Genomic DNA, 25,120 nt, shown 5'->3' on the forward strand with positions numbered 1-25,120 from the left:
CCTCCTTGCTGACAGAAAATCTGTCAAAATATTCTTTTAGTGAAATAATATTGATCTTAAATATCATCAGTGTTTATAATATAACACATCATTTGATTATTCAGAAAATTAAGTGAAATCTCGATCGGGACAAAGGGGTTTTGACACATGAAAACAGCAGCAGTATTACCACCAGAGAAACAAAAAAGAAAACTTCAAATGCCAGATGCGTATGTTCTCTTATTTATCATTGCGCTCATTTGTACCGTTGCAACGTATTTTGTGCCAGCAGGTGAATTTGACCGAAAGACGTCAGGGGAAATTACAACAGCTGTTCCTGGCAGCTATCATCGCATTGATCAATCACCCGTAAGTCCAGTGGGCTTTTTTACAGCCATTCAGGAAGGGATGGTAGGGTCTTCTTCTATTATTTTTCTCATTCTATTTACTGGTGGAACCATAGCCATTTTGGAGAAAACAGGTGCCATTAACGGAATGATTCACCATGTCATCAGCAGGTTTCAAACAAAGCAATTATTGTTTATTTGTATCGTTGGAGGATTATTTTCAGTGCTTGGAACGACCGGCATTGTCGTGAACTCTGTTATAGGATTTATTCCAATCGGGATCATTGTGGCAAGATCCTTGAAATGGGATGCTGTGGCAGGAGCGGCGGTGATTTACATCGGCTGTTATGCCGGGTTTAACGCAACCATATTGTCTCCATCTCCACTGGGGTTATCTCAGACGATTGCAGAGCTGCCGATTTTTTCTGGCATTGGCCTGCGTGTCATTATTTATCTTTGTTTTCTTATATCTAGTATTGTGTACATCTATTTATATACAAGACGCCTAAAGAATAAAGAAAAGGGAAGTCTTCTTGGTGATCAATGGTTTCCTGCGAAGGGGCTTGGCGGATCTGATGCAGAATCTGTGGACAAGCCTGCATTTACGGGCAGACATAAGCTGATTTTAGCAGTGTGTGGATTGTCTCTTGGGGGCTTCTTATATGGCGCGCTTCAGCTTGGCTGGACCGATAAGGAAATGGCAGGAGTCTTCATTTTCATGGCGATTGCTGCTGGATTGCTTGGCGGATTAGCAGCCAATGATATTGCGAAAACGTTTATTGTCGGCTGTCAAAGCCTTGTTTACGGCGCACTCATTGTCGGAATGGCACGCTGCATTTCTGTCATTTTGGAAAATGGTAAGCTGCTTGATACCGTGGTTAATGGCTTGGCGAGTATGCTGACAGGATTTAGTCCAATTGCTGGTGCGATCGGGATGTATATTGCGAGTGCACTTCTTCACTTTTTGATTTCATCAGGTTCAGGAGAAGCGGTTGTCTTTATTCCAATTCTTGCGCCGCTGGCTGATTTAATGGGCATCACAAGACAGGTCGCTGTAGAAGCGGTGATGCTTGGCGAAGGGGTGGTTAACTGTATCAATCCGACGTCAGGTGTGCTCATGGCTGTGCTTGCTGCAAGTGGTATTCCTTATGTGAAGTGGCTTCGTTTTATGGTGCCACTTGCGCTCATTTGGTTTGTCATTGGCCTTGTCTTTATTTGTATCGGCGTGATGATCAATTGGGGACCTTATTAACATGTATAAAGCTGCTGACAATGGCTTGGCAGCTTTTTTCTTGTAAGAAATATGCATGTATACAGCTCTTTGAAAGCACAATAAGTGTGTTCACAAATTCGCTACATATTTTTTTTCCGAAACCCCCTTGCAAAAGTTTGTGAAGTATTGCACAATAAGAATGTGAAATACTTCACATAAGAAAAACAACCTAGTTTTACTCAGGAGGATGAGATAAATGACAAACGAAAAAGTAAACAAAGTAGCACTTATTGGAGCAGGTTTTGTAGGTAGCAGTTATGCCTTTACATTAATAAATCAAGTGATCACAGATGAATTGGTTGTCATCGATTTGAATCAAGATAAAGCAATGGGTGACGTCATGGATTTAAACCACGGGAAAGCATTTGCTCCGCATCCGGTGAACACATGGTATGGAGATTATGAGGATTGTAAGGATGCGGACATTGTGTGTATCTGTGCTGGAGCGAACCAAAAGCCAGGTGAAACGAGACTTGACCTTGTTGAAAAAAACTTAAATATATTTAAAGGCATTGTAGACAATGTGATGAAAAGTGGATTCGATGGTATTTTCTTAGTCGCCACAAACCCTGTTGATATTTTAACATATGCGACTTGGAAATTCAGTGGACTGCCAAAAGAACGAGTGATCGGCAGCGGAACTACACTTGATACTGCAAGGTTTAGATACATGCTTAGTGAGTACTTTGACGCAGCGGCACACAATGTGCATGCGTACATCATTGGAGAGCATGGCGATACAGAGCTTGCTGTTTGGAGTCATGCGAATATCGGAAGTGTACCGATTACAGAATTAATGAAGAAAAATGATCAATACAAACAAGAAGATTTAGATGAGATGATGGAAAATGTCCGTCATGCCGCTTATCAAATCATTGAGAAAAAAGGCGCTACTTACTACGGCGTAGCGATGAGTTTGGCCCGCATAACAAGAGCGATTCTGCACAATGAAAACAGTATTTTGACTGTCAGCACTTACTTAGATGGAGAGTACGGAGCAGAAGATGTCTACATTGGTGTACCTGCCCTTGTGAATCGAAATGGCGCAACAGAAGTGATAGAGCTTGCACTGAATGATACAGAAAAAGAACAATTCGCGCACAGTGTGAATGTGTTAAAAGAGATTTTGGCTCCTCATTTTTAATCAAAAGCAACCTATCTGAGCAGAAAAGGATGAATCACTATGTGGCAGCAAATATATAATCCGTTTGGTAATGAATTCGTGAGTGCGTTGGTAGCAATGCTTCCAATTTTGTTTTTCCTACTTGCATTAACCGTATTTAAGTTAAAAGGTGTTTTAGCCGCTTGTTTTACCTTAATCGTCAGCTTTGTAACAGCGGTTTTCTTCTTTCATATGCCAATTGAAAAAGCATTATCTGCTGTGCTGCTCGGTATATCTAATGGGCTGTGGCCGATTGGATATATCGTCATCATGGCGGTGTGGCTCTATAAAATTGCTGTGAAATCTGGTAAATTCGATGTTATTCGTTCTAGTATTGCAGGAATCTCTCAAGATCAACGTCTTCAGCTCTTATTAATTGGTTTTAGTTTTAACGCATTTTTAGAGGGAGCCGCTGGGTTTGGTGTACCGATTGCGATTAGTGCCGCTCTCTTAACAGAGCTTGGGTTTAAACCGCTGAAAGCTGCGATGCTCTGCTTAATTGCCAATGCTGCGTCTGGCGCATTTGGTGCTGTGGGTATCCCAGTCATTACAGGGGCGCAAATGGGCAATATGACGCCGCTTGCATTATCTCAAACCCTTGTGTTTACGATTCCATTTATTTCATTCTGTATTCCGTTCCTACTCATTCTCATTGTGGACGGATTCAAAGGGATTAAAGAAACGCTCCCTGCCTTGCTTGTTGTGAGTGGAAGCTATGCCATTTTGCAAGCTGTCACAATGGTGACAATGGGTCCTGAGCTTGCCAATATTATTTCAGCTTTAGCAAGTATGGGGATTTTGGCTTTATTTCTTCGAAAATGGCAGCCGAAACATATTTATCGTGAAGAAGGAGCACCAGCCATTGAACAGAAACAAACGTATGGCGGCGTTGAAGTGCTGAAAGCATGGTCTCCGTTCTATATTTTAACTGCCGTGATTACGGTATGGAGTCTGCCAGCATTTAAAGCATTGTTTGCTGTAGGAGGCCCGCTCAACTGGACAACCATTTTAGTGAAAATGCCATTTTTGCATCAGCAAATTGTGAAATTACCACCAATTGCACAAACAGCAACACCTATTGATGCGATCTTTAAAATTGATGTGATCAGTGCAACGGGTACTGCCATTCTGATTGCGGTGATGCTGACAGGTTTGTTTAGCAGACATATTACATTAACAGAAGGCGCTGCCTGCTTAAAAGCATCAGTGAAAGAGCTTTGGGTACCAGTTCTCACCATTTGTTTTGTCATGGGCTTTGCCAACTTGGCGAACTTCGCTGGACTAAGTTCAGCCATTGGGCTTGCACTTGCCAAAACAGGCGATTTGTTCCCGCTTGTCAGCCCAGTGCTTGGCTGGATCGGGGTGTTTATTACAGGATCTGTCGTGAGTAACAACGCCTTATTCGGTAACCTTCAAGCGGTCACTGCTTCTCAAATCGGCTCACAAGCAGGTTTGTTAATCGGAGCAAATACAACAGGCGGGGTCATGGCGAAATTAATTTCTCCACAATCTATCGCCATTGCTACAGCAGCAGTTGGAGAAACAGGTAAAGAATCTGAGCTCTTCCAAAAGACTGTGAAGTACAGCTTCATCCTGCTCGGCATAGTGTGTGTATGGACATTCATTCTTGCTCAATTTATATAGGTTTAAAAAAAGACTGGACAGCTCTCAGTCTTTTTTTGTTTATGTCGATTCCCTTGTTACGAGCTGGGTAGGCAGCTGGATATGTTCACGCTGTAATGGTTTTTGGTCTTGCAGGATCTCGATTATTTGCTGCACAGACCGCTGGCCAAGCTCTACGATCGGGATGTCGATTGTGGTGATCGTTGGAGCCGTCACCTCGCAAATGTCTTGATTGTCATAGCCAATCACCGCTAGATCCTTAGGAATTTGATAACCATATGAAATGGCCTGTTTAATGAGCCCTGCTGCGACTTGGTCATTACCGGTGAAAATGGCATCAGGTGCATTCTTCATGTCATGGATGACATCCATTAAGCGAAAACCGTCTTCAATGGTGAAGGCCTCGCCGAACAGCCAATCGTCATGCAGCGGCAAGCCGTGTGCAGAAAGAGCATCGAGATAGCCCTGTTTCCTTTGTTTCTGTGCTTCACTGCTTTCTGTATCAAAGCAAAACCCGATCGATTTCCGCCCCGACTGAATCAAGTAGTCAACTGCTTTATAGGCAGCTTCCCGCTCGTCGTATCCAATAATCGGGATGTCTGCTGTTTGATGATATTCATTCGCCATGACAATAGGGCCGTTCGTTAAAAATGGCTCGATCTTTTCCCACGGATTTTCTAATGCCCCTAATATGACCCCATCTACTTCTCTTCTTTTTAATAATTGAAGCCCTTCAAGCTCTAATGATTCCTGATAAAACGTCTGAAGCACGATGGCTTTATAGCCTTGATCCAGTGCTTCTTTTGAAATTCCTTTAATGAATTGTGCAAAAAAAGGATGGTCCACAGCCGGGACAGACACAGCAATGGTTTTTGTCTGATGTGAACGAAGGGTGCGAGCCGCTGAACTCGGTGTATATTCCATTTCTTTCATCACCTGTAAAATGAGCTGGCGTTTTTCCTCTGACACATATGGATGATGATTCAGCACCCTGGAAACGGTGGTGGTTGAAACCCCGCAGCGTTTGGCAATTTCATAAATTGTACACATATTAACAAATCCTTTACACAAAGTTATTGTTCTGAAATCGATAACATCATTTACAATGTGAAACAAGTTAAATATTAACAAATGGAATTGATTAATTGGAGGGAATGGAATGCAAATATTGACGAAGATATCAGGTAAAAGCAAGGATTATCTTCCTTTGCTGGATATGATCAATCAAGGTGTTCAAGTAAAGTCTGATTCAGTTGAGAAGCACCTAGCAAATGAAAAGCTGGTGACGTTCCTCGAGCAAGATATAGGGCACACAGGATTGGAAAAAATTCTCTTCCATTATAAACAAAATAAGGAAAAAAAGATACCGTTTCTGCCAGTTGATAAACTGATTTCAGAGGATGAAATCGATGATATTATGCAGGTGTTGAAAGAAGTATTGAGTTCTGGCCGTTTTACTTCAGGGCCATATATCCCGGCGTTTGAAAAGCAGCTAGCTGAGTACTTAGGGAAGAAATATGTCATTGCCACGTCAAGTGGAACAGATGCTCTAATGATCAGCCTTATATCAGCAGGCGTCACTCCAGGAGATGAGGTCATTTTGCCAGCGAATAGCTTTGCTGCAACAGAAAATGCAGTGCTGGCGATTGGGGCTGTTCCTGTCTATGCCGATATTGATCCAGATACTTACTGCTTGGCACCGAGTGAAATAGAGAAGCATATCACAGATCAAACGGCATGCATTCTTCCGGTTCATTTATATGGAAAACAAGCGGATATGAAGGCCATTTCGGCGATTGCGAAAAAGCATGGGCTGAAAATCATTGAAGATGGCTGTCAGGCGATCGGCAGCACTGACCTTGGAGCATATGGAGATGGGCTTGTTCTCAGCTTTAATCCATACAAAAATCTTGGTGTCTGCGGCAAGGCAGGAGCCATCGCGACAAATGATGAAGCCTTAGCAGAAAAATGCATGGAGATCAGCTATCACGGCTTTGAAGTAGGAAAGAAAAATGTCAAACGCAGTGACTACGGCTTTAATTCGAAAATTGATAATTTGCAGGCAGCGATCGGACTCGAACGCATGAAGTATTTAGGATTACAAAACTTTAAACGCTTTTACTTAGCAAAGCGATACATTGACCAGCTGCAAACGCTTGAGGATGAAGGATACTTGAAGCTTCCGAAGCTGACGGATGATCATGTCTGGCATCTGTTCCCGATCAGAGTGCTGAAGGGAGAACGAGATAAGCTTGCAACGAAATTGCTGAAAATGGGCATAGAAACAGATGTTTATTACCCGATTCTATCGCATCAGCATCAAACAAATCTTGTTTCTCAAAAGTATAAACAAACGACACTTCCACAAACGGAAAAAGCAGCACAGGAATTACTTCACTTGCCGCTGTATCCAGGCATGCCGCTGCAAGATCAGGAGAAGGTCATCGAGGGGGTTCATCATGTTATCAAGTCTTCCATTCAATAAAAAGCTGCTGAATCAGCCGAAAAATCCGAAGTGGATCGTCTTCTGTGACTTTGATGAAACCTATTATTCTCACGGAATGACCGATGAGCAGAGAGAGGATGTAAAGCGGCTGGAAGCCTTTGTGGCAGAAAAGAGTGAAGCAGGACAGCTAATGCTTGGATGGGTCACGGGAAGCAGCCTCGATTCTGTGACAAGTAAAATGGAAACAGGCGGTTTTCATCAATTCCCGCATTTCATTGCGTCGAACTTAGGGACTGAGATTGTGTATACATCCGATGCTCATTTTGGACAGCCAGATGCGGAGTGGATGAAGCGGCTGGATGCGCAGGGCTTCTCAGATGAAAAAATTGAAGACATCCTCGAAACTATACGTGAAAAGGGAATTCATCTCAGACCGCAAACGCAGCTGGGCAGCTCAGGGTATAAGAAGAATTTCTATTATCAGGAGCAGGATGAACGGACAGATCTTCATCATCTATCATTTATCCAAACACTTGCCAAAGAGCGCGGGGTGGCGGTCAACATCAACAAATGCAATCCGCTTGCAGGAGACCCTGCTGATTGCTATGATGTTGATTTTTTACCAGTCGGCACAGGGAAGGATGAAATTGTCCGCTTTATGCTGAACCAATATGATTTATCGAAAGATCAAGGCTTTGCCTTTGGAGATAGTGGGAACGATTTGCGGATGCTTCAATCCGTCACGCACGGTTTCCTCGTCCAAAATGCGACGGCCGAAGCCAAGCGGCACCATCATCAAATTTGTCATCATGGTTATGCAAAAGGAATCTATGAAACACTGAAAACAGTGATGTATAAACATGAGGAGGCACATTCATGAAGAAAATTGGAATTGTTGGAGCAGGGAATATTGCAAAAGCACATGCAAGAGCATTATCAACGATCAAAGGTGCAGAGTTATCCGGTGTCTATGATTTACACGAGTCAGTTGCACAGGGATTCATTAAACAGTATGGCGGACGTGTGTATTCAAGTATCGAAACTTTAGCAGATGCATCTGACGGGTTGATCATTGCCTCCCCTAATTTTTGTCACAAAGACCATGCCCTTCAGGCACTAAGAGCGGGACAGCCCATTTTATGTGAAAAGCCGATGGCTGTGTCGCTGAAGGAAGCGGAGGAAATGGTGGAGACAGCCAAACAGTTCCAGGTTCAAGCCAGTATGGGCTTTAACTATCGTTACTTATCCTTTGTGAATATTTTGAAGAACTTGATTGCCAATGGTGAATTAGGCCGGATTTTGACTGTCAGGACTCATTTTAAGAAAAACAGTGCCCTCAGAAGAAAGACATTTTCATGGAGAGACAGCGGTGAGAGTCTGCGTACGAGCGGTGCATTAGGGGATCTGGGCATTCATTTAATTGATATGCTGTGGTACTTATTTGGCAGTGAAATGAAGAAAGAATCACTTAATACCAAGATGCTGACGCATGTAAAGGAAAAGGAAGAGAAAAAGGTACAGGTGGATGATCATACCGAAATTTTCGGTCAGATGGAGAATCAAGTGTTCTTTCACTTGGTCACATCCAAAAGCACGCAGCCTGAGGAATGCGGATTTAGTGTGGAAGTCGTTGGTCATGACAAGGTATTCAAATACCATACGAACATGCAAAACGAATATGAGATCAGCGATGGCTTGTGTGTGGAGCGTCATCAAATGCCGCAAACCTTGCTGACAGATCCGCCAAATGAATTTTACGGATGGTCTGATACGTTCCGTGATCAGCTGATGCACTGGGTGAATACAGATCCATATCCATCTTATATGAAAGTTGCTGATTTTGTAGACGGGTATCGCGCACAGGCTGCGCTTAATACATGCTTCGAGAGGGAAGAGGCTGTCGAGTCTTCCCGGGCATATTAAAGAGGTGGAGCGGAGGATGTCAAAACTCCGCTCCTTTTTAGAGGAAGTGAAAAGATGAAAAAAATATTTTATTTTGGCTGTGTCTTTTATTTTTTTATTGGGACCATTCATGTGTTTTTTGGCAGCTTAACTCCTTATTTACTGTCTAGTTACGATAAGGGTCCTGGGGAATTATCTTCTTTAATCTTTTTTCAGTTTATTGGTTTTTTGACAGGGGTTCTGTTATCCCCCATCCTTGTGAGGAAAAAAGGCTATGGCGCTGTTCTGACCATGGGTCTTTTGCTGATGATCGGATCACTTCTGCTTGGGCTTTTGGTTCCTGGCTGGTCAACACTTGTGCTGGCAGGTTTTTTTCTTGGGAGCGGGGCGGGCAGTCTTGAGACAACAGCCGGAGCGTATGTGATTTCGATGGCAAACAGTGCGAAGCGAATCAGTATCATGGAGGTCTTCTTTGGGTTAGGAGCGCTGCTGTTTCCACTTGTGATTTTACTGACTGTCAATGAACAGACGTGGCACTATGTGTTTTTATTTCAAGTCGGTGCACTGACTTTCTTCCTGATGCTCTGGCTTGCCTTTATGAACAAATTGCCTCGTGGACAGATGACTTCTTCCTCCAATGGGGTGAGAAAACCGTCCTTACTTGTTGATCGAAACAATCGAATCATTGTGGTGATCATGATTTGCTTTGCCTTTTTCTACGCAGGGATTGAAACGAACTTTGCGAACTTTTTGCCGTCGATCATGCTGGAGAAGGGGGGAGACAATTGGGGTCTCTTTGCAGTCTCCACTTTCTGGACAGCAATTGTCATCGGCAGAACCGTGATTGCGAGAAAAGCAGATCAGCTGCACCCGCTGCGTTTTTTAAAGCTAAGCGCAGCACTCATGATTCTGCTGCTCGTGGTTTTTGCCATGACAACCCACATTGCCGCCCAGCTGCTTCTCATCTTTTTCATCGGCCTGTGCGCAGCTGGTATGTTCCCAATCGCACTGACTGCATCTGCATTAATGATTGAAAATGCCATCGACGAGGCCACAAGCTACTTTATTGCAGCCGCAAGTTTAGGCGGAGCCTGCTTGTCCTTCTTGATCGGCTTTAGTCTTGAATGGGCAGGAGCAGCAAGTGCCGTCTTTGTTTTCGCCTTCTTAGCTGTTCTTCTGTTTGCAGCTGCGATTCAAATGAAACGTGTGAAGAAAAAAGAAACCGTTCTCCCACAGCAGTCGGTACTGAAAGCGGATCGGTAAGCGATACCCGCTATTTCCCCTGAGTCCGCCTGAAAAGATGACAAAGGACTTGTACTAAACCATAGAACGTTTGAATAATATGTACAAGTCAGCATCAAAAGGAGGACGTCTATGTGGCGGTGTTTTTTGGTTATATCTTTTTAGGGTTGTCACTTTCAGCGCCTGTTGGGCCAGTCAATGCAGCTCAAATCGACAGAGGGATTAAAAGTGGATTTTGGCACGCGTGGATTTTTGGTGTGGGGGCAATGGCTGCGGATATTGTCTATATGCTCCTCATCTATTTTGGTGTCGCCCAGCTTTTGACCGCACCTCTTGTGAAAACCTTTTTGTGGCTATTCGGCTTTTTTGTTTTGACCTATACCGGCATTGAGAGCCTACGTAAAATCAATTTGCAGGAGAGCCCAAAAAAGGATGGGGGAAACACTTCAATTAATCAGTCGTTCATGACGGGATTTTTTATTTCTCTTTCCAATCCGCTCAGTATTTTATTTTGGCTTGGTATCTACGGCAGTATTTTGGCCAATACGATCGAAAAGTATGGGGCATCTCAATTGCTGATGTACAGCATGGCTATTTTTATCGGCATGTTGATCTGGGATTTCAGCATGGCACTGCTTGCTAGTTCGTTTAGGCGCTATTTAAGTGAACGTGTCTTACATGGCTTATCCGTGCTTGCAGGCTTATCTTTACTTGGTTTCGGCGCTTATTTTGGGTATCAAGGGATCATGGCGTTGATTGGGTAGAAAAGCAGACTCATGTCAGTCTGCTTTTTTGTAAGGATTGACAGATATAACACATTCTTGAATAATGTTGAGATATAAAATGGATTCAAGGAGCTTTGCCATGCGTATTTTTCTTCCAGTATTCAACTATTTGTGCATGCTGATCTTATCAGTCATCACAGCAACATTCGTATATACCATGCTATTTATCCCGACTGAATCAGGCTTTGGTTATGTGGAGATGACAAGTCTGCTGATTTTAATCGCTTATGTAGTGTTTGCTGCACCGATTCAGCTTGTTTTACACAGGCATCCTAGAAGGTTTCGAGGCCGTGACTTACTTGTTTATTTTCTTGCGGCGTGGGTGATTTGCTCTGCGTTAGCGTTATGGATTGATTATGGACTGGTTGTGTTCATTAGCTACAAAGTCTATCTGTTTAGCTTTTGCTCAGCCCTCATTTATTGGGTGCTCGATTCTGTCTTTTTGATGAAGAACCGATCATAGGGAAGATACAAAAGCGCTCTATTAAAAGAAGCAGCATGGAGTGAAAGACGCACATACATGCTGAATTTGAACGAGAACATCCACCTCTGGAATGCGCAAGGAAAGTCGCTTAGGGACAGTCACCACAGCCTTTTTTTCTCATAGGCTATGGAGAAGACGCTAAAACGAGGTGGAAGGAAATGGCCCAGTTATATGCAAAAAGTTGCCTTGATCAAAATCTACGATCACTAGAAGAATGGAAGCAGGATGCTTTTACGCTCTTTGGAGAGATGGTAGGAGATGAGGCAGATACATTCCCTTGTGTACCCGGAAGGCAGGGGTTTTTTCTTGATCATTTACGGTATGGGTTTGTTGGTGACCCGAGGGAAGAGGAAGCGGTTGATGAATTGGCCCAGCTCTTGAGAGAATATCAAAGTTGTTCGAAAGAAACGGGTCAATATGCCTCATTTGTTTGCTTTTTTGAGACACCGCAGGATTTGAGGGAATATTCGCTCGAAGAGTATGAGGAACAGTTTTGGTCGCTCGTTCAGCAATTGCATCAAAAGGATGAAATGAAGTGGCCCGAGGACATTCCGACAGATCCAGAAAATCATGAATGGGAATTTTGTTTTCATGGTGAACCCTATTTTATTTTATGCGCAACACCAGCTCACAAGCTTAGAAAAAGTCGTCACTTTCCTTATGTGATGTGGGCATTTCAACCAAGATGGGTATTTGAGAAGATGAACGGATCTACCACATTCGGTCAAAAAATGAGCAAACTTGTTCGGAAAAGGCTCAAGGCATATGATCAAGTAGATGTTCATCCAGCGTTAAAGTGGTATGGTGATCAGAAAAATCTGGAATGGAAACAATATTTCCTCTCAGATGATGAGGCGGAGAAACCAGCCTCCGCCAAATGTCCTTTTACTGCATTAAGAAACATGATGAAATTATGATGCGGTCTGATCCTGCTGCTTCCACTTTTTTCTCATAAATAGCACCATGATGGCAATCACTGCAATGATCCCAAGGCTGATAAAAAAGCCAGGTCGTCCGCTTGCCTCTGTTAAAGTGCCTGAAATGGCGGCTCCAATCAGGAGCAGCGCAAGAAACATTTCGCACGTTTGGCGAGTGGATGGCTTTGATAGCTTTTTACTTGAGAACAGAATGAAGACCCACGTGTACAGAAGGGTAAGACCGGCTGCTGTTGTGAGATGCTCGTAGATGTGTTTGGACAAAAAGAGTGCAAGCAAAATCGAGACAATTAATCCAGCAGCAGTTAAAATAATCGAAGGCCATCCGACATGAGATGGGTCTTTTTGTTTAAAACAAGCAGGTGCATCTTGATGCTCCGACATCGTGCCAAGCAGCGTCGTGACTGCATAGAGTGAGGCAACCAATGTCGAAAAGCCGGCAATAATGAAAATGCCATTAAAGATATGAAGAAAGATTGATAAATGAAATGGCTCTAATGATGTAATAAAGGGACTGCTGTTCTCATTAAAGGCTGTCACTGGGACAAGCAAGAGAGCAAGTCCAATTGAGACGATATAGATGACCGCTAGAATGATCAGCATGACGCGTCCAGACTTTGCTGCATCCTTCGGGTCCTTTAAATGAACCGCCATCAGCCCCATGACTTCTATTCCCCCAAATGCATAAAACGCATAAATCAATCCATTCCAAAGACCAAGCGGACCGAGCGGCATCCATTCGTGATCTTTGTTTGGGAGGTGAAGGGATGGTTTATGATCTGTCAGAATGCCGAATAACACAAGCACAGCAAGGATCATAAATAGAAAAATCGCCGCTGTCTTCAGTACCGCAAGGACATTTTCTGTCTTTTGAAAAGAAGAAAGCCCTATGATAATCACGAGCAGGGCAAGAGCGGAATAAATTGCAGAAAACACCCAGAGCGGCACAGATGGAAACCAGTGGCGGGTAAAAAGAGAAATCGCTGTTAACTGACTTCCTGTAATCAGCATTTCTGCGAACCAATACACCCAGCCATTGCTAAACCCTGCCCAGCGTCCATATGCTTTACGAGCATAGGAGCAAAACGACCCTTTATCAGGGTTATCAGCCGTCATCGCAGCCAAATGTTTAAAGACGAGATAGGTTCCAACTGCAGCAAGTAAAAAAGAAATGCAGACGGAATAACCGGACTTTGTAATGGCGATGCTGGAACCAAGGAAGAAACCGGTACCAATTGTACAGCCTACTCCGATGAGAGAAAGCTGCCACCAAGATAAAGATTGTTCTTCTTTCAATGCATGTGCAACACCTTTCTGTTTCAATGACATTAGCTTGTGACTGGCTCCTTTTTTTATACATGATCAAGGGGACGTTTTGGGCATACTGTTAAGGAAAGGAGTGCATGTGTTGAACGGAGAATACGTGATTTTACCAAAGGATGGACATGGCTTTCGTTTAGGAAAAGGCCAATGTATGCGGGTGGTTGATGTTGAAGGCCAGCAAGTAGCAGATGTCATGGCCTATCACGAAAAGGATTTTTATGAAAAATTTGACCAAGGCGCGACAATGGACAGTCTATTTTCGTCCAAAGTGAAAAAAGGCGATAAGCTCTATTCTAATTTATACAAACCGATGTTTACGGTCATTGAAGATACAGTCGAGTGCCATGATTTATATATGCCCGCCTGCCGGCAAGAAATGTACCAGCTTTTATACGGACGGACGCATTTAGAGGTCATGCATACATGCTACGATAATTTAAGGACTGCCTTCGAACCATTTGGGATTCCGAAGGAGGATATGTACTATCCTTTTAATGCCTTTATGAATACAGTCATTGATGAAAAAGGAAAGCTGTCTGTGGAGCAGCCAAAATCGCTTCCTGGTGATTACATTCGTCTGCGAGCCGAAATGGATCTCATTGTGGCCGTATCCGCATGCCCTGCTGATATTGGGAAGTGTAATGGCGCAAGCTGTACATCTATACGGGTAGAAATTGATTGAAAAAAAAGGGCCAGTCCTTATAGACAGGGTCTTTTTCATTTGTGAATGTTTGATCATTGATGAAATAGGGGAACGTCTTACAAAATGTTCTTACTGAAAACATGGTATAATGAAGATTCAAAAAACGTTGTCAAATCAATGAATTTAGAGTAAAACCTGTTCTCTTCATGTAGAGGATGCTTAGGAGGAAAAGTGTATGAGTTTGCAAAAAAAGATCAGCCAAGAGTTGCATGTGCAGCCCTCAATTGACCCGAAGCAGGAGATTGAAAAACGGGTTGGATTTTTAAAGGACTACTTGAAAAAAACCGGCGCGAAAGGATTCGTTCTCGGCATTAGCGGCGGACAGGATTCAACGCTCGCTGGACGTCTTGCACAGCTCGCTGCATCTGAACTGCGTCAAGAAGGAAAAGAAGAGGCAGTCTTTATTGCGGTGCGTCTCCCGCATGGCGTGCAGCAGGATGAAGATGATGCCCAGCTCGCTTTATCATTTATTCAGCCGGACAAGTCGTGGAAATATGATATTGCGCCTGCCGTGACGGCATTCAGTGAACAATATCAAAAAGACACAGGCGGACCGTTGTCTGACTTTAATAAAGGGAATGTCAAAGCACGTATGAGAATGATCGCGCAATATGCTGTCGGAGGAGAAGAAGGATTACTTGTCATTGGTACAGATCATGCAGCCGAAGCAGTCACTGGGTTCTTCACGAAGTATGGTGACGGCGGTGCAGACGTTCTCCCGCTCACAGGTCTGACGAAACGCCAAGGCCGGACACTGCTAGAAGCGCTGCAAGCACCAGAGCGCCTATACTTAAAGAAACCGACAGCTGATTTGCTTGATGACAAACCTCAGCAAACGGATGAAACAGAACTAGGCATTACGTACAATGAAATTGATGATTACTTAGAAGGTAAGCCCGTGTCAGAACAAGCAGCAGAAGCGATTGAAAAGCGCTATGTTCAATCAGAGCATAAACGCCAAGTACCCGCTTCCATGTTTGATGACTGGTGGAAATAAAAAAGCGACCTCTCCAGAAGATGGAGAGGTTTCAGCGTGTAGACAAACCCTCGCATTCGTTGTCAGGTCTGCGCTCCAGTGCTCACGAATGTCAAATTCGCTCCGCTCCGGTGCTCGCCCTTCCTAGACTGCAAAGGTTTTCTATCACGCTGAAAAAAAGACAAAGGGCTAAAATGATGTTCATTTTAGCCCTTTGTCAACAATTAGAGACCTCTCCAGTAGACGGAGAGGTTTTTTTATGTCGAATTTCAAGTGGGTTTGACAAAATAACCAAAAATTCATTAAATTAGTAGAACGATCTACTTAAGTCCATTTAACTAAATAAAGATTTTTTTGATCAAAAAAAGCAAGTATAATTAGTTCGATTCACTTAATTTTACTTCTATTTACAGTATTTTCAGAAAAAATGATTGACGAAGAAAAAGAATGCGCTTACAATGAAATCACATTCCGAAAAGTGAAATTAGATTCCACTGGATGGAATAAAGGGGTGGTTCACCTCCAAATAAGAAGCTAAAGGAATGATTGACACAATGAAAAATCGAAGTGCACTGGAAATTTACAAAGAGGGAGGCGCTTGGTGGGAAACTGAGATTAGTCATATTCAAAAAAATTCAATTGAACTTCGAGGTTATCCGATTGAAGAACTTATTGGCGAACTGTCGTATCCACAAATGCTTTATTTACTGCTTGTTGGTGAATTATTGGATGATTCAAAAGCAGCTCTTTTTGAAAGTGTTCTTGTCGCAGGTGCGGACCATGGACCAAGAGCGCCATCTATTGCAGCAGCCAGAATGGCGGTGACTTGCGGTATTTCGTTTAATTCCTCTGTTGCAACAGGGGTGAATTTATTAGGTGATATTCATGGCGGAGCCGGAGAGAAGGCCATGCGTAAGTTATACGAAGCCAAAGCGATCTACGATGATCAAAAGGATATACAGTCTGCGGCCAAGCAAGTATGTCACACATGGTTAACTCGCAAGGAAAAAATCCCGGGGATCGGCCATCAGCTTCATGATGATGATCCGAGGGTTAGACGTCTATATGAGCTGAGTCACACATATGTCCAGCAAGGCCTTATCAGTGGGATATATTTACGGTTAGCCGAAGCGATTAGACATGAGCTTGAACACCTGAAAGGGAAGAAAATCACGATGAATATAGACGGTGTATCTGCTGCAATCCAATGTGAATTAAACATTCCAGCAGAAGCAGCAAAAGGCATTTTTTCCTTATCCAGAGGAATGGGCATCGTGGCGCATGCATATGAGGAGCTGACAAAGGGAGCCCTCGTGAAGGGACCTTGTCCGAACGAAGAAAGATTGGTTCGTTATGCAGGACATGGAACGCGGCACCTAAAGGAGGGAGAGAAAATTTGAGTAGTTTGAAAGCGTTATCATATATAGACGGCGAGTGGATGGATTCCGATCGTGTGAAAACAGATATCACAAATCCTTACTCAGGAGAAAGGATCGGTACATCATATCTCGCCTCACCAGAAGACATAGAACAGGCACTTTCTATTGCGCAGCATGCTAAAAAACAAATAGCGGGAATATCGGCAATTGAACGCTCAAAGATTCTAACAAAAGCAGCCGCCTTGCTTGAAGAACAAAAAGACCATTTCGCAAAACTGATTTCGTTAGAATTAGGCAAACCACTTAAAAATACAAGAGATGAAGTCTCACGATCAATCGAGACGCTGGCGCAGTCGGCGGAAGAAGCGAATCGATTAGTAGGTGAGACCATTCCAGGCAATGTATCATCGCGTGGGCAGGGAGCAATGGCCATGACATTTAAAGTACCAGTCGGAGTTGTGCTGGCGATTACCCCTTTTAATGCACCGCTCAACTTAATTTGTCACAAAGTTGGTCCAGCTTTTGCGGGAGGGAATGTCATTATTTTGAAGCCTGCACCGCAAACATCAGCTGTTGCCTCAGCGTTTGTCAAACTCCTTCTCGAAGCAGGGTTTCCTGAGGCAAGTTTGCAGCTTGTGATTGGCGGGGTCGACGCTGGGAAACAGTTAGTCACTGATGAAAGAACGAATCTCATCTCTTTTACCGGCGGGGCTGCCGGAGGAGAGCATATTACAACTTCTGCGGGATTAAAAAAAGTATTGCTCGAACTCGGAGGGAATGGCGCGACGATTGTTCATCACGATGCTGATATTGAACAAGCCGCATCCCTCTGTGCCAAGACAGGCTTTAGTAATTCTGGTCAAAGCTGTATTTCTGTCCAAAGAATTTATGTCCACCAGGAAATTATGCCGTCGTTTACTGAGGTATTAAAACAAAAAGTAGAGCAGCTTGTCGTTGGAGATCCGCTGTCCAGTGAGAGTGATATCGGCTGTATGGTCGATGTACAGGCCGCGCAGCGAGTTGAGACATGGATACAAGAGGCAGAGAGTATGGGGGCACAGCTTTTATGTGGGGGAAAAAGAAATGGAGCGAGCATCACACCGGCTATTTTGCTGAACCCTCCGAAACAGGCTAAGGTCGTCTGTGAGGAAGTATTCGGCCCAGTTGTCAGCATTCTCCCTTATGCGGAGCTGGAGGAGGCAATTAAAGAAGCAAATGATAGTCGATATGGATTGCAGGCAGGGATCTTTACGAATCAGCTGGATGTTGCGTTACACGCAGCAAAAGAGCTTGAAACTGGCGGTGTTGTCATCAATGGGACATCAAATTTTAGACTGGATCATTGGCCTTATGGAGGAATTAAGCGAAGTGGTCTTGGAAGAGAAGGTCCGCGTTTCGCTATTGAGGAGATGACCGAAACCAAAATGATCGTGCTTCCAAATGGTCTGTGAAAGGGGCGTATGAATGTGAATGCATTTCAGCAAAAGGTAAAAAGTGTGCAGACTGGCGGTCAGCCAATGATTTGTACGCCGCTCATCGGGCAAACAAAGGAAGAATTGTTTCATGAGGTCGAGGTATTAACTGAGAAGAAGCCTGATGTGATAGAGTGGCGGGCGGATTTTTTTCATCACCTTCATGACAAGGAACAAGTCATAGAAACCCTTAAGGGAATGGTAGAAAAGGCAAAGGGCATACCATTTTTATTCACCATCCGCTCTGAAAAGGAGGGCGGCGAAAGTATATCACTCTCAGAAAATGAGAAGGTTTCTCTGCTTGTCGAGCTTTGTTCCACACAGCTTGTGGACGCCGTTGATTATGAATTGATGCATGATGTGACACATTTACAGCAAGTCAGTCAGGCGGCTAAAAGTAATGGGGTCAACTTGATTGTGTCGTATCACGATTTCCAGCGCACCCCTGAGTTGGATCGTCTCATGCAGCTATTCGTCAATGCAGAATCAGTCGGCGCCGACATCGCAAAGATTGCAGTGATGCCGCATTCCTATGAGGATGCATTAACACTGCTCTCGGCGACCAGCCATGCGAACAAGCAGCTGTCGATTCCAGTTATTTCGATGGCAATGGGGGAATATGGGGCTTTTACAAGAATGGTTGGTGGACTTTTTGGATCTGTCATGACCTTTGCTGTAGGGAAAGAAAGCTCAGCTCCCGGGCAAGTGGCGATACAGGATTTGAACAGCGTTCTATCGATTGTTTTTCAAAGAATAAGTGAGTAGCAGATTCATAGCTGCACCGTGAGAGGAGAGAAACATGAAGAAGAATATTTCTACACAGGTTATTCAGTATTTAGAGAATCGGGGAGTCGAGCATATTTTTGGTCTCTGCGGTCATACGAATATTGCTTTTTTATCAGCGCTTGAAAAAAGCTCGATTCAATTTGTAAATGTCAGACATGAACAGATAGCGGCACATGCAGCAGATGGTTATGCGCGAGCAAAGAAACAGACAGCTGTTGTTCTCAGTCATCTAGGTCCAGGACTCACCAATGCGGCAACAGGGGTAGCGAATGCAGCACTTGATTCCATTCCAATGGTTGTCATTGCAGGAGATGTCCCGAGTCATTACTACGGAAAGCACCCACATCAAGAGATCAATCTTCATTCCGATGCCTCTCAATACGAAATTTACCGGCCGTTTGTGAAGAGAGCATGGCGAGTCGATATTCCAGAATTATTTCCAGAGATTTTATCAAAAGCATTTCAGTTAGCTGAAAGCGGCCGTCCTGGCCCAGTGTTGATATCTGTTCCAATGGATGTGTTCTCAAAAGACCTAGATGTGTCCTTGTTTGAACAAATCAACCATCATACACAGACCATTGAAAAACCTTCAATTGATGATCAAACGGCCAATCGAATATTAGATCGATTGCTGCAGGCAGAAAGGCCGCTCTTATATGTAGGGGGAGGCATTTTACTAGCTGATGCAGCTGAAGAATTAAAGGCATTCTCTGATCATCTAAGTATCCCTGTCGCCCATTCTTTGATGGGGAAAGGAGCCATGCCAGATGATCACCCAATGACCCTTGGAATGACAGGATTTTGGGGGACAAAATTTATCAATGATCAGTGCAAAGCGGCGGACTATATATTGGCTTTAGGCACCCGTTTTGCTGAAGCTGATGCGAGTTCGTGGGAATCAAATTATACGTTCCGTTTCCCGTCAACCAAGCTCATTCATATTGACATTGATCCGAATGAAATTGGACGTAACTATCCTGTTGACATAGGAGCAGTAGCCGATCTTAAGCAGGCCTTGAGTGTGCTCAATCGAGTGGCGAGAGAAAGATTGCCAGAAGGGCTGAATCGACCTGAATTGAAAAAGGAAATTGCGGCATATCGTAAGGATTTTCAGGCGAGCAATCTGACGAACATTCAAGATGAATCCTTCCCAATGAAGCCGCAGCGTATTTTGCAGGAAGTGCGGGAAATATTACCGCCAGATGCCTTTATTACAACGGATGTTGGCTGGAATAAAAATGGGGTCGGACAGCAATTTCCTGTGTTGACGCCAGGGACCATTCTAACACCAGGCGGCTTTGCAACGATGGGATTTGGAGCCCCTGCTGCACTTGGGGCAAAGATTGCCCAGCCTGACCGTGTCGTTGTGTCACTCGTTGGGGACGGCGGATTCGGTCAAAATCCATCCGTTCTCGCAACAGCCGTTGAAGAGAACATTCCTGTTGTGTGGATTGTGATGAATAACAGTGCATTTGGAACAATAGCTGGCTTGCAAATGGCGCACTATGAAACGACGTACGGTACTGTTTTCAGGAAAGGTGGAGAAAGCTATTCTCCGGATTTTGCTGCCATTGCAAGAGGTTATGGGATGAAGGGGATTAAAATCACCTCTGCTTCTGAATTCAAAGAAGCTTTAGCTGAAGCCATTGCATCTCAAGAGCCTTGCGTCATTGATGTAGCAATGAAAAATGATCCTGTCCCTACGGATGGACATTGGAATATTAATGATATTTATTCACCAAATTCAAAGCGCTCACATGTTAGCGTGAATTAAATATAACGAGGAGGAATGAACAATGAAAATTAAAGTAATGAATCCGTTTCAAGATGGGAACCCATTATGGTTAGGTTTAGATCATCCAGAGGAGCAAATGATTCGAAAGGTATTTCAAACTATTACACCAGATACTGTTGGGTCAGAGCATATGATGGCGGGTCTCACCATTTTTGAACCTGGGGAAGCAAGTTCAGTGCACAATCACCCGGGTTCAGAGGAATTTGATTATGTGATTAAAGGATCTGGCGAAGTCATTTGTGATGGAGAAAGGCAGTCCTTTAAACAAAATGATTTCATGTTCATTCCAGACGGTGTCTCGCACCAGCATGTAAATACAGGAGATGAACCTTTATGGCTCATTTGGCTTTACACACCGCAAGGGCAGCTTCCGAAGGATTAAAAAACTGCACCGGTAAGCCCTCCTTTTGAATCATCAGGGTCTTCCGAGTCAATCTGAAAGATGAAAAGGGCTAAAATAGAAAGTTATTTAGCCCTTCATCACTTGAATGAAAGGGAGTCAGGCAATGAATATGAATACACCGCTCGAAGGAATGAAAATATTAGACGTCTCTACAATGATCGCTGCACCCTATGGCGCGGTGCTTCTAGGGGATTTTGGTGCAGAGGTCATCAAAGTCGAGATTCCTGGTAAAGGCGATACGCTGCGGCATGTTGGCCCTTTTGCAGAAGGTGAACCACTTAGATGGTCAGGTCTCTCACGGAATAAGAAATCTCTAACACTGGATCTGCACAAAGACGAAGCAAAAGACATTTTTAAAAAGCTTGCAGGTCAGGTCGATGTGTTGATTGAAAATTTCCGCCCTGGAACACTCGAAAAATGGGGCGTAGGGTACGACGTATTAAAAGAAATTAACCCTCAATTAATTATGATTCGTGTATCGGGTTATGGACAAACGGGTCCGTTTAAGGACAAGGCCGGATTTGGAACACCTGCGACAGCGTTTAGCGGCTTTACATATATTCAAGGGTTTCCAGACCGGCATCCAGTCAGTCCTTCCTTTTCTTTAACTGATTATATTGCAGGCATATATGTGGCGTTTGCTACTGTGACAGCGATGTATTACAGAGATACACATCCAGAAGGAACTGGGCAAATGGTGGATTTGGGCCTCTATGAATCTGTCTTTCGTATGTTAGAATTTTTGGTTGCTGAATATGACAAGCTTGGGAAGGTGCGTGAGCGTTCACCGGGGTTAAGCGGTCATTCAAGCCCTGCCGGCACCTATGAGACAAAGGATGGGCATTATTTGGTTCTTGTGACGAGTACGGATTCGACCTTCAATCGATTGGCAGAGGCGATGAATCGCTTAGATTTATTAGAGAATGAAAAATTCGCGGTCAATGCATCTAGGCTGAAGCATAACAAAGAGATGGATGCGATCGTCTCTCAATGGATCGCGTCGAAAACAAGGGATGACGTATTAGAAATTCTAGATACTCATGGCGTTCCTGTGAGCCCAATTTTAAGTATTCAGGATATTTTTGAGCATCCGCAATTTAAAGCACGAGAGAATATCGTCGAGGTGCATCACCCCCGTCTTGGAAAAGTAAAGGTGCCCGGGATCATTCCGAAATTTGAAAAAACACCCGGAAATATCCGTCACATTGCACCTGATTTAGGCGAACATAATTATGAGATTTTAACAAATATGCTTGGCTTAACAGAAGAAGAGTGTAAACGATTGGAAGAAAAAGGGGTTATTTAAGACACTCAACCGAATCGCACGCTGCGGAAACAAAGGAGGATGGTTATGAAAGTGCATTCAGAACTGAAGGGGAATGAATTGCGGCCCGCTTATATAAAGCCAACGAAAGCCCGTTTTGGCATATTGATTCTGTTGTTTTTTATTACCGCCATTAATTATATTGATCGAGCCAGTGTATCCATTGTTGCACCTGCTATTCAATCTTCATTGCAATTAAATCCTGCCTTATTAGGTCTCATTTTTTCAGCATTTAGCTGGACATATACAGCGATGCAAATACCAGGCGGTTTTATTCTCGATAAATTTGGCTCAAAGGTAACGTATGGGATATCACTCATTACTTGGTCTATTTTCACAGGCATGCAGGCGTTTGCGAACAGCTTTGCCTTTTTATTCGGCTGTCGTTTGTTTATTGGGATTACAGAATCTCCCGCATTTCCTGCGAATAACCGAATTGTCACCACATGGTTTCCAAGGCGGGAACGGGCTTTTGCAACAGGTGTTTATACTGCTGGAGAGTATGTGGGTCTTGCATTTGCGACACCTCTTCTTTTTTGGATCATGGCGACATTCGATTGGAGAACCGTCTTTATTACGGCAGGTGCGCTCGGTATCATATTTGCTTTCTTTTGGTACAAGTATTATCACGAACCGAAAGAGCATCCGAAGATGAATGAAGAGGAGTTAGAATTAATCCGGCAAGGTGAAGGGCTGACAGTCGCATCACAGGAGAAGCTGAAATGGGCAGATTTTGCAGCCCTTCTAAAATATCGTAAATTGATCGGGCTCTATATTGGCCAATTCTCTGTTGCGTCTACACTTTTTTTCTTTTTAACATGGTTTCCGACCTATTTGGCAGAGGCGAAAAATATGGCGTTTCTTAAGGTAGGTTTTGCGGCTTCTCTTCCTTATATTGCTGCATTCTTTGGGGTATTGTTTGGAGGTTATGTGTCTGATTGGCTGCTTAAAAAGGGCGTATCCGTTAATGTAGCGAGGAAGCTGCCGGTAGTGGTTGGCTTGCTTCTGACGAGTACCATTGTTTTAGCGAACTTTACAACGAATATTCCGCTTGTGCTGACCATTTTATCCATCGCTTCATTTGCACAAGGACTGTCTAATATCTCTTGGACGATGCTGTCTGAAGTGGCACCAAGGGAAATGGTTGGGCTGGCTGGCGGTGTATTTAACTTTTTTGCTAATTTAGCTGGGATCATCACTCCGCTTATTATCGGATTCATCGTGTCGGCGACAGGCTCTTACAACGGGGGGATTTTGTTCGTCAGTTTAGTCGCATTAGGCGGGGCATTGTCGTACATTTTTATCGTAGGGAAAATTGAACGTATTCAATTAAAACCAGAGTGAGAAAGCGAAGCAAAAGAGAACTCAAACCAAGATGAGTTCTCTTTTTTATGAATAAAAGATAACGGTGATGATCGTTGCACATGCGATACCCATGCCGATATAAAAGCCAGCAAACCATATATTCCAGCGAGTGATACGGTAAGGGTTGACCTTCATCAAATCAGCTAACAGGGAGACAGAAACATTAAAAGGACTAAACATGACAGTTGATGTTCCAGCAACGATAAGCATGATGGCAATGGGAAGAGCAGGAAGTTCTTGGATGACAGGTGCCATCAGGCTAACTAACAAAGCAAGCGAGACGAGCGGGTGAAAACCGCAAAGAGCGGTGATCAGAAAATATAACCCAATGACACAATAAACCAAAATGGCATGTTCTGATATACTGACAATAAATGCTTGAATCGGCTGCATACTGTTTGTGGCAAGCAGCATATCGACAAAGAAGCCAGCACTTAAAAATAGACACATATAGTTGGAGAGCTGACGGGTTCTTTCTTTCCAATGAGGGACAGAGACGGCTATATATTGTTTTCTTTTTTTGATGACAGAAGAGAATAATAGAGCAAATGGAATAATTGTCAGCACAACAGCGAATAAATAGCCTTTCCCAATCCATGCATCGACAAGTGAGACGGCTGTCATAAAACTCAGCAGCATGAAAGCAAGCTGAAGGGTTTTTCGCTTAATTCGACGAGGATTGGAGTTTGTTTCTGCGGACTGAATGATGTTTGGGTGTCGTTTGCTTTGACGAGAAAAGAGCATCCAATCTGTCGCCAGCACGATGACCATTAAACCAAAAGTAACGGGTGCGATGTGATAATATTTGAGTTTGGTTGCATCAATGGTGACGCTTACGAGCACTTCAACAGGGCTCCAGCTTAAACATAATGCATATGACCTTAAAAGGTTGCGTGTATAAAGATGTTGTCTCACTTGTTCTTTTAGGGAATCCAGCGACGGTTTGATCGATGTATATAGTAAGGGGATCGTCGCGATATTTAAAAACATGCCAAGAATATGAGTGACAAATGAACTCTTGCGATAAAGCTGGTTTGTGCTCGTTGTATGCAGTGTGAGCAGTTTATTTAATTGTGTATCGAAATGTCCAACATGTATGAGAGAATGAATAAAAGGCAGCATGAAAAATAGAGAAAGCAAGCCTAGCATGGAATGAAAGTGAAGAAAAAACGTGTGCAATGGCTCGTCGGATAAGAAGAATAAGATCAAGCCAATCATGAGAAACATACCACCTGTTTTCAAATAAAGGCCACTTGCTTTCTTAAAAGAAATGATGAGCGATGCAGCGGCCAGCAGACCAACAAAATAGGAGAGTATGGGAGCGGGAAATAGTTGATGAACAATATATAGGCTAATAAGAAGTGTAAAAACGAGCAGGTACATTCAAATATCTCCTCCATCAAACCTCTCCAATCG

22 protein-coding genes are annotated in these 25,120 nt (G+C 43.6%); 19 read left to right on the forward strand and 3 right to left on the reverse strand.

Annotated elements, in window-relative coordinates:
- The first annotated feature begins 147 nt into the window (after nucleotides 1-147).
- The 3 genes from MHI33_RS02105 (at nucleotide 148) to MHI33_RS02115 (ending at nucleotide 4,405) form a co-directional block, all read left to right on the forward strand.
- The gene (locus MHI33_RS02105) at nucleotides 148-1,578 is read left to right on the forward strand and encodes a YfcC family protein (protein WP_113386686.1); all 1,431 of its coding nucleotides are present in this window, start codon (nucleotides 148-150) and stop codon (nucleotides 1,576-1,578) included.
- 217 nt (nucleotides 1,579-1,795) lie between these two features.
- Complete coding sequence (locus tag MHI33_RS02110) at nucleotides 1,796-2,743, forward strand: L-lactate dehydrogenase (protein WP_003217251.1); 948 nt, start codon at nucleotides 1,796-1,798, stop codon at nucleotides 2,741-2,743.
- A gap of 39 nt (nucleotides 2,744-2,782) precedes the next feature.
- Nucleotides 2,783-4,405, forward strand: coding sequence for an L-lactate permease (locus MHI33_RS02115; protein WP_265208795.1), 1,623 nt, complete (start codon nucleotides 2,783-2,785; stop codon nucleotides 4,403-4,405).
- A 39-nt stretch (nucleotides 4,406-4,444) separates the two neighbouring features.
- Here the strand turns inward: MHI33_RS02115 and MHI33_RS02120 are convergent, their stop codons facing one another.
- On the reverse strand, nucleotides 4,445-5,434 hold the full coding sequence (locus MHI33_RS02120) for a LacI family DNA-binding transcriptional regulator (RefSeq protein WP_265208794.1): 990 nt from the start codon (nucleotides 5,432-5,434) through the stop codon (nucleotides 4,445-4,447).
- A 109-nt stretch (nucleotides 5,435-5,543) separates the two neighbouring features.
- Between MHI33_RS02120 and MHI33_RS02125 the strand changes: the two genes are divergently transcribed.
- From MHI33_RS02125 to MHI33_RS02155, 7 genes are all read left to right on the forward strand, one after another.
- Nucleotides 5,544-6,869, forward strand: a complete 1,326-nt coding sequence (locus MHI33_RS02125) for a DegT/DnrJ/EryC1/StrS family aminotransferase (RefSeq protein WP_065098748.1) — start codon at nucleotides 5,544-5,546, stop codon at nucleotides 6,867-6,869.
- Nucleotides 6,844-7,710 (forward strand): HAD-IIB family hydrolase, encoded by an 867-nt coding sequence (locus MHI33_RS02130; protein WP_340908717.1) that lies wholly within the window; start codon nucleotides 6,844-6,846, stop codon nucleotides 7,708-7,710. Before MHI33_RS02125 ends, MHI33_RS02130 begins: the two co-directional genes overlap by 26 nt.
- Nucleotides 7,707-8,753, forward strand: coding sequence for a Gfo/Idh/MocA family protein (locus tag MHI33_RS02135; protein ID WP_340908720.1), 1,047 nt, complete (start codon nucleotides 7,707-7,709; stop codon nucleotides 8,751-8,753). The genes MHI33_RS02130 and MHI33_RS02135 overlap by 4 nt, the downstream gene beginning before the upstream one ends.
- A gap of 54 nt (nucleotides 8,754-8,807) precedes the next feature.
- Nucleotides 8,808-9,995, forward strand: coding sequence for an MFS transporter (locus MHI33_RS02140; protein WP_340908723.1), 1,188 nt, complete (start codon nucleotides 8,808-8,810; stop codon nucleotides 9,993-9,995).
- A 113-nt stretch (nucleotides 9,996-10,108) separates the two neighbouring features.
- Nucleotides 10,109-10,738 carry a LysE family translocator gene (locus MHI33_RS02145; RefSeq protein ID WP_044139262.1) on the forward strand — a complete coding sequence of 210 codons (630 nt, stop codon included), beginning with the start codon at nucleotides 10,109-10,111 and terminating at the stop codon, nucleotides 10,736-10,738.
- Between the two features lie 100 nt (nucleotides 10,739-10,838).
- A complete protein-coding gene (locus MHI33_RS02150; RefSeq protein ID WP_003216904.1) occupies nucleotides 10,839-11,222 on the forward strand; it encodes a UPF0715 family protein in 384 nt (127 codons plus the stop codon).
- Between the two features lie 179 nt (nucleotides 11,223-11,401).
- Nucleotides 11,402-12,160: a YqcI/YcgG family protein gene (locus tag MHI33_RS02155; RefSeq protein ID WP_340908726.1), complete on the forward strand. Its 759-nt coding sequence runs from the start codon at nucleotides 11,402-11,404 to the stop codon at nucleotides 12,158-12,160.
- Here the strand turns inward: MHI33_RS02155 and MHI33_RS02160 are convergent.
- Complete coding sequence (locus tag MHI33_RS02160) at nucleotides 12,155-13,507, reverse strand: amino acid permease (RefSeq protein WP_340908729.1); 1,353 nt, start codon at nucleotides 13,505-13,507, stop codon at nucleotides 12,155-12,157. The genes MHI33_RS02155 and MHI33_RS02160 overlap by 6 nt on opposite strands.
- A 79-nt stretch (nucleotides 13,508-13,586) precedes the next feature.
- Here MHI33_RS02160 and MHI33_RS02165 point away from each other — a divergent pair, with 79 nt between their 5' ends.
- The 9 genes from MHI33_RS02165 to MHI33_RS02205 all read left to right on the forward strand — a co-directional run bounded on the left by MHI33_RS02165 (nucleotide 13,587) and on the right by MHI33_RS02205 (nucleotide 23,683).
- Nucleotides 13,587-14,183, forward strand: a complete 597-nt coding sequence (locus MHI33_RS02165; RefSeq protein ID WP_106066523.1) for a DUF1989 domain-containing protein — start codon at nucleotides 13,587-13,589, stop codon at nucleotides 14,181-14,183.
- Nucleotides 14,184-14,379: 196 nt separating this feature from the next.
- On the forward strand, nucleotides 14,380-15,201 hold the full coding sequence (nadE, locus tag MHI33_RS02170; protein ID WP_044139266.1) for an ammonia-dependent NAD(+) synthetase: 822 nt from the start codon (nucleotides 14,380-14,382) through the stop codon (nucleotides 15,199-15,201).
- 521 nt (nucleotides 15,202-15,722) lie between these two features.
- Nucleotides 15,723-16,580, forward strand: a complete 858-nt coding sequence (locus MHI33_RS02175) for a citryl-CoA lyase (protein WP_340908733.1) — start codon at nucleotides 15,723-15,725, stop codon at nucleotides 16,578-16,580.
- Nucleotides 16,577-18,010: an aldehyde dehydrogenase family protein gene (locus tag MHI33_RS02180; RefSeq protein WP_340908736.1), complete on the forward strand. Its 1,434-nt coding sequence runs from the start codon at nucleotides 16,577-16,579 to the stop codon at nucleotides 18,008-18,010. The genes MHI33_RS02175 and MHI33_RS02180 overlap by 4 nt, the downstream gene beginning before the upstream one ends.
- A gap of 9 nt (nucleotides 18,011-18,019) precedes the next feature.
- A complete protein-coding gene (gene aroD / locus MHI33_RS02185; RefSeq protein WP_340908739.1) occupies nucleotides 18,020-18,796 on the forward strand; it encodes a type I 3-dehydroquinate dehydratase in 777 nt (258 codons plus the stop codon).
- 34 nt (nucleotides 18,797-18,830) lie between these two features.
- Nucleotides 18,831-20,591, forward strand: a complete 1,761-nt coding sequence (locus MHI33_RS02190; protein WP_340908741.1) for a thiamine pyrophosphate-binding protein — start codon at nucleotides 18,831-18,833, stop codon at nucleotides 20,589-20,591.
- Nucleotides 20,592-20,613: 22 nt separating this feature from the next.
- Nucleotides 20,614-20,994, forward strand: a complete 381-nt coding sequence (locus tag MHI33_RS02195) for a cupin domain-containing protein (protein WP_065098758.1) — start codon at nucleotides 20,614-20,616, stop codon at nucleotides 20,992-20,994.
- A gap of 124 nt (nucleotides 20,995-21,118) precedes the next feature.
- The gene (locus tag MHI33_RS02200) at nucleotides 21,119-22,321 is read left to right on the forward strand and encodes a CaiB/BaiF CoA transferase family protein (RefSeq protein ID WP_268454231.1); all 1,203 of its coding nucleotides are present in this window, start codon (nucleotides 21,119-21,121) and stop codon (nucleotides 22,319-22,321) included.
- 45 nt (nucleotides 22,322-22,366) lie between these two features.
- Complete coding sequence (locus tag MHI33_RS02205; RefSeq protein WP_268454233.1) at nucleotides 22,367-23,683, forward strand: MFS transporter; 1,317 nt, start codon at nucleotides 22,367-22,369, stop codon at nucleotides 23,681-23,683.
- 45 nt (nucleotides 23,684-23,728) lie between these two features.
- Here the strand turns inward: MHI33_RS02205 and MHI33_RS02210 are convergent, their stop codons facing one another.
- Complete coding sequence (locus tag MHI33_RS02210; protein WP_340908748.1) at nucleotides 23,729-25,087, reverse strand: hypothetical protein; 1,359 nt, start codon at nucleotides 25,085-25,087, stop codon at nucleotides 23,729-23,731.
- Nucleotides 25,088-25,120 lie beyond the last annotated feature (33 nt).

The sequence above is a fragment of the Bacillus sp. FSL K6-2971 genome (assembly GCF_038006405.1).
GTDB lineage: Bacteria > Bacillota > Bacilli > Bacillales > Bacillaceae > Bacillus > Bacillus pumilus.